This is a genomic window from Kitasatospora hibisci (assembly GCF_043950205.1).
GTDB classification, from domain to species: domain Bacteria; phylum Actinomycetota; class Actinomycetes; order Streptomycetales; family Streptomycetaceae; genus Kitasatospora; species Kitasatospora hibisci.
The window spans coordinates 2,364,197-2,376,834 of the sequence record NZ_CP171642.1; the positions used below are offsets into that span (position 1 = coordinate 2,364,197).

Here is a 12,638-nt window from a genome sequence, read left to right on the forward strand (position 1 = left end):
GTCTGCGGTGGGCACCGTCCACAGTGCGGGAGGGTGCCCACCGCACAGGTCAGAGCAGGGTTCAGAATCGCTTCACCACCGGGCTGAAGCCCGGTGCACTGCGATTAGTCCAGGTAGCCGTGCAGCAGCACCAGCGGCACCCCGGACGGCTCGGCCGCCCGGACGAAGTCGGCGAGCAGCGACGGGTCGGCCCGGTGCAGGGTGAGGTCCGGGTCGCCGAAGCCGGTGTGCAGTTGGAGCGGCAGGCCGAGCTCGGCGCAGACGTCCAGGGCCGTCCAGAGCAGGTGGTGCAGCAGCACCGGGTCGGTCAGCCGGCCGAGCCCGGCCCGCAGCCGGCGCCCCGCGGCCGCAACCACCTCGGGCCGGCCCGGGCGCTCCGCGGGGACCGCCAGGCCGTGCCGGTAGGCCAGCACCGACTTGACCGCCACCGCGCCGGTGGCCGCGGCAGCCAGCGCCTCGCGGACGGCGGCCGGCCAGGCCCCGGCGAGCGCCGGCACGGCCTCGGCGACCGACTCAAGCCGGACCACCTCGCGTACCCGGGCGCCGGACGCCTCGGCGAACTCGCTGAGCGGAAGCAGCGGATGGCCGGCCGCCGCGGTCAGCCCGGTGTCCAGCAGGCAGGTGTCCAGCGCCGCCACCGCGAGCAGCCGGCGGGTGGCCTCGGCGGCCCCCAGCTCGCGCCGGCGGGCCAGGTAGTCGGCGGCGGGGGCGTGCACGGGCAGCCCGAGCGCGGGCGGGCACCAGCGGCGGACGGCCAGGCCGAGCGCGCTGTCGAACGGCGAGGTGCCGGGTGCGGGCGGCCGGTCGGACTCGGTGAGCAGCCCGGCGAGGGCGTCGTCGGCGAGGTCGGCCGCCACCACGCTGTGGCAGTGGTGGTCGACCAGGGCCGGGACGTCCAGCGAGGGCACCGCTCAGTACCTCCAGCGGGTGGCCGCCGCCAGCTGCGCCGGGGTGGCCGCGGCGTACTGCTCGCTCTCCGCGCGGCGCACCGCCAGCACCGCCTCGTACAGCGGCTCGCCGAGCGCCTCGCGCAGCACCGAGGACTTCTGGTAGGCCGCGAGCGCCTCGGCCGGGCCCGCCGGCAGCCTGGGCACCGTGCCGGGGGCGGCCTCGGCCGGGTCCCCGGTGAACTCCGGCGGCAGGGCGAGCCGCTGGTCCAGCCCGGCGAGGCCGGCGGCGAGCACCGCACCGACCATCAGGTACGGGTTGGCGGTGGCGTCGAAGCACTTGATCTCGGCGTTGGCCGCGGTGGTCCGCTCGCCGGTGGAGCCGGTGACCAGCCGCAGCGCGGCCTCCCGGTTCTCCAGGCCCCAGCACTGGTAGGCGCCGGCCCAGTGTGAGGGCACCAGCCGCAGGTACCCGGCCGGGCTGGAGGAACCGAGCACCAGCAGCTCCGGCAGGGCGCCGAGCACCCCGGCCAGGAAGCCCTCGGCCTCGGCGGTGAGCCCGTACGGGCCGGAGCCGCCGCGGGCGAGGTTCCGGCCGTCGCGCCAGAGGCTGAGGTGGAGGTGGCCGCCGTTGCCGACCGAGCCGGCCTCGACCACCGGGGCGAAGGACGCGCGCAGGCCGTGCCGGGCGGAGACCGCACGGATCGTGTGGCGGACCAGGACGGTGGTGTCCGCCGCCTCGACCGGCCCCTCCGGGGCGACCGAGACCTCGAACTGGCCCGGCGCGTACTCGGGGTGGATCTGCAGTACCGTCAGGCCCTGCTCACCGAGGGCGCGGAGCACGTCCCGCAGGTAGTCGGAGAGGTCGGTCAGCCGGTGCATGCCGTACGCCGGCCCGTGCGTCGGGTACTGCGGCTCCTCCTGCGGCGCCCCGGCGAGCGCGACCACCCACTCGACCTCGATGCCGGCCTGCAGGGTGATCCCCCGCGCGGCGGCCGCGGCCGTCGTCCGGCGGGCGAACAGCCGCTGGCAACCGGGGTAAGGAGCGCCGTCCTGGGTGTGACGCTCCCCCGGGGCCCAGGCCCAGCCCGGCTGGGCGGCCAGCGGGACCAGCCGGTCGACGTCCGGGTAGAGGCGCAGGTCCCCGGTGGGGCCGCCGATCAGCCGGCTGGTGGTGATGGTGTCGTCGGCGAGGAAGACGTCGAAGCAGGGCGCGGCGCCGACGCCCCACTCGGCGGCGTGCACCAGGCCGGCGAGCGGGACGGCCTTGACCCGGGTGATGCCGGCGTTGTCCACCCAGGTGACGGCCACCGCCTCGACCCCGGCGGGGCGCAGCCGCTCCACGACCGCCTGGGCCCGCTCCGCCCGGTCGGCGCGCGGCGGCAGGGCGACGGCGGCGGGCGAGCCGGCGGCGGCCCGCTCCCCCGCGGACCGGGCGGCGGCGCCGGCCGCGGGCTCGGAGGGGTCGGCGAGGCCGGCGGACACGACGGTTCCGGTGCTCATGCCTCCATGCTGCCCCGGCGGCTGGTCCCGCGTAACTCCCCTATCGGGTGGTCCGGGCGGACGTGTGCCCGCCGGTTCACCCGTCCGGCTGGAACAGGACGACCGGGCCCCTCGCGGTGAGCCGCGCCCGCGCCGCCCCCGCCACCCGCGCCGGGAGCCTCCCGGCGGCACCGGACGAATTTCCGCCGGGCGGCTCCCGCCCCCTTCCTACCGACCAGTAGCTTCGCTACAGTGTCGGCACGCACACCGCCGGGCTTCGGGAGCCGCACCGGCGGGGTCGCCGGTCGCCGCGCATCGCGCGGGGCCGGGCGTGCGCCTTTCACCGGCCGGTGCCGCGGATCGCGGTGGGCCGGCTTCTCTCCTTGCTTCAGAGCCGCTTCCTTCACCTTGAGCGCCTGAGTACCACGGCACACCCGCAGTACGCCGGAGCGGACCGGCGGCTGCGCCGGTGGCCGCACCCGTCATCTCTTCAGCCCCGCGCGCGGACCCTCCTGCGGCGGCGCGTCCGCCACGGCGCGCGCGGGCACCTTTGACAAGGAGTCAGGACATGGAGCGTCCCTTCCCCACGGTCGCCGTGGTCGGCCTCGGCACGATGGGTGCCGGTGTCGCGGTGGCGGTCGCGAAGAGCGGCCGCCGGGTGATCGGCATCGAGGCCGGCGAGGACTCCGCCGCCCGGGCGCTGGCCCGGATCGAGGAGGCGACGGCGCACGCGGTGGCCCGCGAGCGCCTCACCGCCGAGGAGCGCGGCGAACTGCTCGCCCGGATCTCGGTCGGCCACGCGCTGGAGGCCGCCGCCGACGCGGACCTGGTGATCGAGGAGGTCCCCGAGCAGCTGGAGCTGAAGCGGGAGCTCTTCGCCGAGCTGGACCGGATCTGCCCGCCCGGGACGGTGCTGGCCACCGGCACCACCGCGCTGTCGGTGACCCGGATCGCCGCCGCCACCGCCCGCCCGGAGCGGGTCCTCGGCCTGCACTTCTTCAACCCGGTGCACACCATGAAGCTCGTCGAGGTGGTCCGGACCGTGCTGACCGGCCCCCAGGTGGCCGAGGACGCCGCGGCGTTCGCCCGGGACCTCGGCAAGGAGCCGGTGGCCGCCGGCGACCGGGCCGGCTTCGTGGTGAACGGCCTGCTCTTCGCCTACCTGAACCAGGCCGCCGCGATGTACGAGTCGCGCTACGCCACCCGGGAGGACATCGACGCCGCGATGCGGCTCGGCTGCGGCCTGCCGATGGGCCCGCTCGCGCTGCTCGACCTGATCGGCGTGGACACCGCCCGGACCGTCCTGGAGGCGATGTACGAGCAGTCGAAGGACCGGCTGCACGCCCCCGCGCCGATCCTCGGCCAGCTGGTCGCCGCCGGCCTGCTGGGCCGCAAGTCCGGCCGCGGCTTCTACACCTACGAGGCCCCCGGCTCCTCCCGGATGGTCGACGCCGTCAGCGGGCCGGCCCGGCCGAAGGGGCCGGGCCGCGAGATGAACCGGATCGGCGTCTGCGGCTCGGGCACCATGGCCACCGGCATCGTCGAGGTGTTCGCCAATGCGGGCTACCCGGTGGTGCTGGCCGCCCGCAGCCAGGAGAAGGCGGAGAAGGCCAAGGCCCAGCTGGCGAAGTCGCTGGAGCGCTCGGTGAGCCGGGGCCGGCTGACCGAGGAGCAGCGGGACGCGGCGCTGGCCCTGGTCACGCCGGCCGGGCAGTACGCCGACCTGGCCGACGTCGACCTGGTGGTCGAGGCGGTCGCCGAGGACCTGGCGGTCAAGCGCGAGCTGTTCGCCACCCTGGACAAGATCGTCAAGCCGGGCGCGGTGCTCGCCACCACCACCTCCTCGCTGCCGGTGATCAGCTGCGCCACCGCGACCTCGCGGCCGCAGGACGTGATCGGCATGCACTTCTTCAACCCGGCCCCGGCGATGAAGCTGGTCGAGGTGGTCTCCACCGTGCTGACCGCACCTGACGTCACCGCGACCGTGCTGGAGCTGACCGCGAAGGTCCGCAAGCACCCGGTGGAGTGCGGCGACCGGGCCGGGTTCATCGTCAACGCGCTGCTCTTCCCCTACCTGAACGACGCGGTGCGGATGCTGCAGGAGCACTACGCGACGGTGGACGACATCGACACCGCCATGAAGCTCGGCTGCGGCTACCCGATGGGCCCGTTCGAACTGCTGGACGTGGTCGGCCTGGACGTCTCGCTGACCATCGAGCAGGTGCTGCACCAGGAGTTCCGCGAGCCGGGTCTGGCGGCCGCGCCGCTGCTGGAGCACCTGGTGGCGGCCGGCTGCCTCGGCCGGAAGACCGGCCGCGGCTTCCGCGACCACGCGCGCCGATGACCACGCCCTCGCCGGGGTCGCCCGCCCCGGGCGGCCGGTCCGCCCCGGGCGCGGTGCCGTACGGGCCGCCGCGGGCCGCCTGGGGCCCGGGGGCGGCGGCCGCCAGATGGCCGAGACCGGCCGCGACCGGCCCGGTCGCCCCGGTGCGCCGGGGAAGGCCCGCGGTACCGGCGCCGGGGACGTGTAGCGTTCCGGGCATGGATCGGGTTCAGTCAGCCACCCCGCAGCACTCCGCCGCACCGCGCGGCGCCGACCGGTCGGGCGGGCCCGGCCCCTCGGACGGGGGCCCGGGCAGCCGCCGGGCGGCCGCGCAGCGCCAGCAGATGCGCCAGGACCTGGCCACCGCCGCGATGGAGCTGTTCGCCTCGCAGGGCTACGAGGAGACCACCGTCGACCAGATCGCCGCGGCCGCCGGGGTGGCCCGGCGGACCTTCTTCCGGTACTTCCGGTCGAAGGAGGAGGCGATCTTCCCGGACCACGACGACACCCTGGTCCGGGTGGCCGACCTGCTGGCCAGCGCCGAGCCCGAGGAGCACCCGCTCGACGTGGTCTGCCGCGGCATCAAGGAGGTGCTGCGGATGTACGCCTCCACCCCGGCCGTCTCGGTCGCCCGGTACCAGCTGATCCGCCAGGTGCCGGCGCTGCGCGAGCGGGAGATCGCCGTGGTCGCCCGGTACGAGCGGCTGTTCACCCGGTACCTGCTGGGACGGTTCGACACGGCCGAGGAGATCCCGCCGGGCTGGCAGCGCGGCGGCGAGGACGACTCGATGCTGGCCGAGGTGTCGGCGGCGGCGGTCGTCGCGGCCCACAACCACGTGCTGCGGCGCTGGCTGCGGGCCGGCGGCCGGGGCGACGTGGAGGCGCAGCTGGACCACTCCTTCGAGGTGATCCGGCGGACCTTCTGGGCCTCCGCCGAGCCGGGTGCCCGCCGGCGCGGGTCCCTGGTGGCACCCGGTGCCAGTGTGACGGGGTGGGAGGAAGGCGCCGCAAGCGCACTGAGTGCCAGCCCCGGAGGTGAGGTCCTCATCACAGTGGCCCGCACCGACGCTCCGCTGGACGTGGTGGTGGACAGCATCAGGGCCGCCCTGAGCGGCGCCAGGCAGGCCTGATCGGCAACGTTTTCGCAGGTCGGGGAAGTTTCAAGGGCCCGTGCCGGATTACCGACACGGGCCCTTTCCGTGCCCGTGGACGGCCGCTCCGAGCAGGCCGCGACTCCCGGGAATTCATGACACCCGGTGTCTTTACGAGTGGCACAGGGTGCCACTACGTTGTTACCCACCAGTCGCGGCGCCGCGGCTCCCACCTCGGCGCGCCGTCGTCCGGCGCTCCCACACCCCGGGAGCTGTGCTCGTCACACCTGGCCCACCAGCCACCCATCCACCACCCATCTCAGCGAAGCCGGTGTCCGCTCCCGGCTCCCCCAGACGCCCTGTGCCCCTCACACAGGTACGCCTTCGGAGGCAGCCATGCAGGAAATCCTCGACGCGATCCTCAGCAACGACGCCACATCGGAGGACTACGCAGCCGTCAAGCTCCCCGAGTCCTACCGGGCGGTCACGCTCCACAAGGACGAGGAGCAGATGTTCGCCGGCCTCGACAGCCGCGACAAGGACCCGCGCAAGTCCCTTCACCTCGACGAGGTGGCCCTGCCCGAGCTGGGCCCCGGCGAGGCCCTGGTCGCCGTCATGGCGAGCTCCGTCAACTACAACACCGTGTGGAGCTCGATCTTCGAGCCGGTCTCCACCTTCGGCTTCCTGGAGCGCTACGGCCGGCTGTCCCCGCTCACCAAGCGCCACGACCTGCCGTACCACGTCCTCGGCTCGGACCTCGCGGGCGTCGTGCTGCGCACCGGCGCCGGCGTCAACGCCTGGAAGCCGGGCGACGAGGTCGTCGCGCACTGCCTCTCCGTCGAGCTGGAGTCCCCGGACGGCCACAACGACACGATGATGGACCCGGAGCAGCGCATCTGGGGCTTCGAGACCAACTTCGGCGGCCTGGCCCAGCTCGCGCTGGTGAAGACCAACCAGTTGCTGCCCAAGCCGAAGCACCTCACCTGGGAGGAGGCCGCCTCCCCCGGTCTGGTCAACTCCACCGCCTACCGCCAGCTGGTCTCGCGCAACGGCGCGGGCATGAAGCAGGGCGACAACGTGCTGATCTGGGGCGCCAGCGGCGGCCTCGGCTCGTACGCCACCCAGTACGCGCTGGCCGGCGGCGCCACCCCGATCTGTGTGGTCTCCAGCGAGGCCAAGGCCGAGATCTGCCGCGCCATGGGCGCCGAGGCGATCATCGACCGCTCCGCCGAGGGCTACAGGTTCTGGAAGGACGAGCACACCCAGGACCCGCGCGAGTGGAAGCGTCTGGGCTCGAAGATCCGCGAGTTCACCGGCGGCGAGGACGTCGACATCGTCTTCGAGCACCCCGGCCGCGAGACCTTCGGCGCCTCCGTGTACGTCACCCGCAAGGGCGGCACCATCGTCACCTGCGCCTCCACCTCCGGCTACATGCACCAGTACGACAACCGCTACCTGTGGATGTCGCTGAAGCGCATCGTCGGCTCGCACTTCGCCAACTACCGCGAGGCGTTCGAGGCCAACCGCCTGATCGCCAAGGGCAAGATCCACCCGACCCTCTCGAAGGTCTACTCGCTGGAGGAGACCGGCCAGGCCGCCCTCGACGTGCACCACAACAAGCACCAGGGCAAGGTCGGCGTGCTCTGCCTGGCGCCGCAGGAGGGCCTGGGGGTGCGCGACGAGGAGCTCCGTGCCAAGCACATCGACGGCATCAACCTCTTCCGCGAGCTCGACGAGCGGAACACCAAGCCCAGCCGGAACGCGTGATGGCCGAACAGAAACGTGACCGTCCCTGGCTGATGCGCACCTACGCCGGGCACTCCACGGCGAAGGACTCGAACGCGCTCTACCGGCGGAACCTCGCCAAGGGGCAGACCGGCCTCTCCGTCGCCTTCGACCTGCCGACCCAGACCGGCTACGACTCCGACCACATCCTCGCCCGCGGCGAGGTCGGCCGGGTCGGCGTGCCGGTGGGCCACGTCGGCGACATGCGCGCACTGTTCGACGGCATCCCGCTCGAACAGACCAACACCTCGATGACGATCAACGCCACCGCCATGTGGCTGCTGGCGCTCTACCAGGTGGTCGCCGAGGAGCAGGGCGCCGACATCGCCAGGCTCACCGGCACCACCCAGAACGACATCGTCAAGGAGTACCTCTCGCGCGGGACGCACGTCTTCCCGCCCGGCCCGTCGGTGCGCCTGATCACTGACATGATCGCCTACACGGTCGGCAACATCCCCAAGTGGAACCCGATCAACATCTGCAGCTACCACCTCCAGGAGGCCGGGGCGACCCCGGTCCAGGAGATCGCCTACGCGATGTGCACCGCCATCTCGGTGCTCGACGCGGTGCGCGACTCCGGCCAGGTGCCGGCCGAGCGGATGGGCGAGGTGGTCGCCCGCATCTCCTTCTTCGTCAACGCCGGCGTGCGGTTCGTCGAGGAGATGTGCAAGATGCGCGCCTTCGCCCAGCTCTGGGAGAAGGTCACGCTGGAGCGGTACGGCATCCAGGACCCGAAGCAGCGCCGGTTCCGCTACGGCGTCCAGGTCAACTCGCTGGGCCTGACCGAGGCGCAGCCGGAGAACAACGTCCAGCGGATCGTGCTGGAGATGCTCGCCGTCACCCTCTCCAAGGACGCCCGCGCCCGCGCCGTCCAGCTGCCCGCCTGGAACGAGGCGCTCGGCCTGCCCCGTCCGTGGGACCAGCAGTGGTCGCTGCGGATCCAGCAGGTGCTCGCCTACGAGTCGGACCTGCTGGAGTACGGCGACATCTTCAACGGCTCCGAGGTGATCGAGGCCAAGACCGCCGAGCTGCTGGCCGGCGCCGAGGCCGAGATCGCCAAGGTGCTGGAGATGGGCGCCAAGGCGGGCGACCGGGGCATCATCCCGGCCGTCGAGTCCGGCTACCTCAAGGCCAACCTGGTCGCCTCGCACGCCGCCCGCCGGGCCCGGATCGAGTCCGGCGAGGACAAGATCGTCGGCGTCAACTGCTTCGACACCACCGAGGAGAGCCCGCTCACGGCCGACCTCGACACGGCGATCATGGTGGTCGACCCGGCCTCGGAGCAGTCCGTGCTGAGCGCGCTGGAGGCCTGGCGCGGGCAGCGCGACGAGGCCGCCGCCCAGCGGGCGCTGGCCGAGCTCAAGGAGGTCGCCGCCACCGACACCAACCTGATGGCCGCGACGCTCGCCTGCGCCCGTGCCGGGGTCACCACCGGCGAGTGGGCCTTCGCCCTGCGCGAGGTCTTCGGCGAGTACCGCGCGCCCACCGGCGTCGGCGGCGCCCCGGTCGCGGTCGCGGCCGAGCCGGGCGGCGAACTGGCGGCGGTCCGTGCCGCGGTGGCCGCCACCGCCGAGGAGCTGGGCGCCGGCAAGCTGCGCCTGCTAGTCGGCAAGCCCGGCCTGGACGGGCACTCCAACGGGGCCGAGCAGATCGCCGTCCGGGCCCGTGACGCCGGGTTCGAGGTGGTCTACCAGGGCATCCGGCTCACCCCCGAGCAGATCGTCTCCGCCGCCGTCGCGGAGGACGTGCACTGCGTGGGCCTGTCGATCCTCTCCGGAGCCCACTGCGAACTGGTTCCCGACGTTCTGCAGCGGCTGCGGCGGGCCGGGGTGGAGGATGTCCCGGTGATCGTGGGTGGCATCATCCCGGCAGCGGACGGCGAGGCCCTCAGGGCCGCCGGCGTCGCCGCCGTGTTCACCCCGAAGGACTTCGGCATCACGACCATCATCGGCCGGATCGTGGACGAGATCCGGCTCGCCAACAAGCTCCAGCCCTGGTCGCCCGCACCCGCGACCACCAGCTGACCACTGGAAGGACCGAACCACCCTCATGACTTCCGTCAACCGCCTGCGCCCCCGCCGCTCCTGCCTCGCCGTACCGGGCTCCAACCCGCGGTTCCTGGAGAAGGCCCAGGGCCTCCCGGCCGACCAGGTCTTCCTCGACCTGGAGGACGCCTGTGCCCCGCTGGTCAAGGAGAGCGCCCGGCACCACATCGTGGACGCCCTGAACAACGGCGACTGGGGCAAGAAGACCAAGGTCGTCCGGGTCAACGACTGGACCACCCACTGGACGTACCGCGACGTGATCACGGTCGTCGAGGGCGCCGGCCCGAACCTCGACTGCATCATGCTGCCGAAGGTCCAGGACGCCGAGCAGGTGAAGGCGCTGGACCTGCTGCTCACCCAGATCGAGAAGACCATGGGCTTCGAGGTCGGCCGGATCGGCATCGAGGCGCAGATCGAGAACGCCAAGGGCCTGATCAACGTCGACGCCATCGCGACGGCCTCGCCCCGGCTGGAGACCATCATCTTCGGCCCGGCCGACTTCATGGCCTCGATCAACATGAAGTCCCTGGTGGTCGGCGAGCAGCCGCCCGGCTACCCCGCCGACGCCTACCACTACATCCTGATGCGCATCCTGATGGCCGCCCGCGCCAACGACCTGCAGGCGATCGACGGCCCCTACCTGCAGATCCGCAACCAGGAGGGCTACCGCGAGGTGGCCGGCCGCTCCGCCGCCCTCGGCTTCGACGGCAAGTGGGTGCTCCACCCGGACCAGGTCGCCGCCGCGAACGAGCTCTTCTCGCCCGCGCAGGAGGACTACGACCACGCCGAGCTGATCCTCGACGCCTACGACTGGTGCACCTCCGAGGCCGGCGGCTTCAAGGGCTCGGCGATGCTCGGCGACGAGATGATCGACGAGGCCAGCCGCAAGATGGCACTGGTCATCGCCGGCAAGGGGCGCGCCGCCGGTATGGAGCGCACCTCCAAGTTCGAGCCCCCGCAGGCCTGAGCTGCCCTCCGGGCCCGGCTCGCACCACATCTAAGGACACTCATGCAGTTCGGACGCACCTACGAAGAGTTCGAGGTCGGCGCGGTCTACAAGCACTGGCCCGGCAAGACGGTCACCGAGTACGACGACCACCTCTTCTGCCTGCTCACCATGAACCACCACCCGCTCCACATGGACACCAACTATGCGGAGAAGACGACGGACTTCGGCAAGAACGTCGTCGTCGGCAACTACATCTACTCGCTGCTGCTCGGCATGTCCGTCCCGGACGTCTCGGGCAAGGCGATCGCCAACCTGGAGATCGAGTCGCTGCGGCACGTCGCGCCGACCTTCCACGGCGACACCCTCTACGGCGAGACCACGGTGCTCGACAAGTGGCCGTCCAAGTCCAGGGAAGACCGCGGCATCGTCTACGTCGAGACCAAGGGGTACAAGCAGGACGGCACGGTCGTCTGCATCTTCCGCCGCAAGGTGATGGTGCCGACCGAGACCTACGTCAAGGAGCGCGGCGGCGAGCAGCCGGGCCGCCCGACCCCCCTGTCCTGACCCCACCGACCCCGGAGGGGTAGGCCGCCGTCATCGGCTGATCCCCCACCCGGTACGGGGGCCCTGCTGCCGCAGCCACGCTGGCAGGGCCCCCGGCATCCCCCCCCCCCGCTCTCCTCTACTCCCCCACCCTCATTCCCCTTCGCCACAGGAGCCGCACGATGGGACGCCTCGCACAGACCGACGGCCTCACCGAGATCCAGCGGGACATCCTCGCCACCGTGCGGGATTTCGTCGACAAGGAGATCATCCCGGTCGCCACCGAGCTGGAGCACAAGGACGAGTACCCGACCGCCATCGTCGAGGGGATGAAGCAGCTCGGCCTGTTCGGCCTGACCATCCCCGAGGAGTACGGCGGCCTGGGCGAGTCGCTGCTCACCTACGCCCTGGTGGTGGAGGAGATCGCCCGCGGCTGGATGTCGGTCTCCGGCATCGTCAACACCCACTTCATCGTGGCGCACATGATCAACGCCCACGGCACCCAGGAGCAGAAGGACTACTTCCTGCCGAAGATGGCCGCCGGCGAGATCCGCGGCGCCTTCTCGATGTCCGAGCCCGGCCTCGGCTCCGACGTCGCGGCCATCAGCACCAAGGGCGTCAAGGACGGGGACTTCTACGTCCTCAACGGCCAGAAGATGTGGCTGACCAACGGCGGCACCTCCACCCTGGTCGCGGTGCTCTGCAAGACCGACGAGGGCGGCAACACCCCGTACAAGAACATGACCACCTTCCTGATCGAGAAGGAGGCCGGTTTCGGTCCGAACCCGAAGGTTCCCGGCCTGACCGTCCCCGGCAAGATCGAGAAGATGGGCTACAAGGGCGTCGACACCACCGAGCTGGTGCTGCAGGACGTCCGCATCCCGGCCGACCGCATCCTGGGCGGCGTCCCGGGCAAGGGCTTCTACCAGATGATGGACGGCGTCGAGGTCGGCCGCGTCAACGTCGCCGCCCGCGGCTGCGGCGTCGCCCGCCGCGCCTTCGAGCTGGGCATCTCCTACGCCCAGCAGCGCTCCACCTTCGGCAAGAGGATCGCCGAGCACCAGGCGATCCAGTTCAAGCTCGCCGAGATGGCCACCAAGGTCGAGGCCGCCCACCAGATGATGGTGATGGCCGCCCGCAAGAAGGACGGCGGCGAGCGCAACGACCTTGAGGCCGGCATGGCGAAGTACCTCGCCTCCGAGTACTGCAAGGAGGTCGTCGAGGACGCCTTCCGCATCCACGGCGGTTACGGCTTCTCCAAGGAGTACGAGATCGAGCGGCTCTACCGCGAGGCCCCGATGCTGCTGATCGGTGAAGGTACTGCGGAGATCCAGAAGATGATCGTCGGACGCCGGCTGCTGGAGGAGTACCGCATCGCGGAGTGATCCAGGTGCTCCGCCAGGCTGCGCGGTGACGCGCGGCGCCGGCGGACCGACGGCCCGTGACGGCCGGTCGACGGGCGTGCGGGCCCGTCCCGGCACCGGCCGTGCCACCTGGGCCCCGGCCTGGTCCGCCTGGGGTCCGGCACGGCTC

General features: G+C 72.3%; 9 protein-coding genes. 7 read left to right on the forward strand and 2 right to left on the reverse strand.

From position 1 onward, the window contains the following. Window positions 1-104 precede the first annotated feature (104 nt). Both ACF9IK_RS10090 and ACF9IK_RS10095 read right to left on the reverse strand, forming a co-directional pair. A complete protein-coding gene (locus ACF9IK_RS10090; protein ID WP_395293897.1) occupies window positions 105-908 on the reverse strand; it encodes an amidohydrolase family protein in 804 nt (267 codons plus the stop codon). A 3-nt stretch (window positions 909-911) separates the two neighbouring features. Further along, window positions 912-2,390: a glutamine synthetase gene (locus ACF9IK_RS10095; RefSeq protein WP_395293898.1), complete on the reverse strand. Its 1,479-nt coding sequence runs from the start codon at window positions 2,388-2,390 to the stop codon at window positions 912-914. 547 nt (window positions 2,391-2,937) lie between these two features. On the opposite strand from ACF9IK_RS10095, the gene ACF9IK_RS10100 reads away from it, so the two are divergent. The 7 genes from ACF9IK_RS10100 to ACF9IK_RS10130 all read left to right on the forward strand — a co-directional run bounded on the left by ACF9IK_RS10100 (window position 2,938) and on the right by ACF9IK_RS10130 (window position 12,490). Then, entirely contained in the window at window positions 2,938-4,713 is a 1,776-nt protein-coding gene (locus ACF9IK_RS10100) for a 3-hydroxyacyl-CoA dehydrogenase family protein (protein WP_395293899.1), read from the forward strand. A 197-nt stretch (window positions 4,714-4,910) separates the two neighbouring features. Next, the gene (locus ACF9IK_RS10105) at window positions 4,911-5,822 is read left to right on the forward strand and encodes a TetR family transcriptional regulator (RefSeq protein WP_395293900.1); all 912 of its coding nucleotides are present in this window, start codon (window positions 4,911-4,913) and stop codon (window positions 5,820-5,822) included. Window positions 5,823-6,179: 357 nt separating this feature from the next. Further along, the gene (gene ccrA / locus ACF9IK_RS10110; RefSeq protein WP_395293901.1) at window positions 6,180-7,550 is read left to right on the forward strand and encodes a crotonyl-CoA carboxylase/reductase; all 1,371 of its coding nucleotides are present in this window, start codon (window positions 6,180-6,182) and stop codon (window positions 7,548-7,550) included. Further along, window positions 7,550-9,592 (forward strand): protein meaA, encoded by a 2,043-nt coding sequence (locus ACF9IK_RS10115; protein WP_395293902.1) that lies wholly within the window; start codon window positions 7,550-7,552, stop codon window positions 9,590-9,592. The genes ccrA and ACF9IK_RS10115 overlap by 1 nt, the downstream gene beginning before the upstream one ends. 25 nt (window positions 9,593-9,617) lie before the next feature. Beyond that, the gene (locus ACF9IK_RS10120) at window positions 9,618-10,580 is read left to right on the forward strand and encodes an HpcH/HpaI aldolase/citrate lyase family protein (protein WP_238863185.1); all 963 of its coding nucleotides are present in this window, start codon (window positions 9,618-9,620) and stop codon (window positions 10,578-10,580) included. A gap of 42 nt (window positions 10,581-10,622) precedes the next feature. Then, window positions 10,623-11,126 carry a MaoC family dehydratase gene (locus tag ACF9IK_RS10125; protein WP_395293903.1) on the forward strand — a complete coding sequence of 168 codons (504 nt, stop codon included), beginning with the start codon at window positions 10,623-10,625 and terminating at the stop codon, window positions 11,124-11,126. 161 nt (window positions 11,127-11,287) lie between these two features. Beyond that, window positions 11,288-12,490 carry an acyl-CoA dehydrogenase family protein gene (locus tag ACF9IK_RS10130; RefSeq protein WP_395293904.1) on the forward strand — a complete coding sequence of 401 codons (1,203 nt, stop codon included), beginning with the start codon at window positions 11,288-11,290 and terminating at the stop codon, window positions 12,488-12,490. Window positions 12,491-12,638 lie beyond the last annotated feature (148 nt).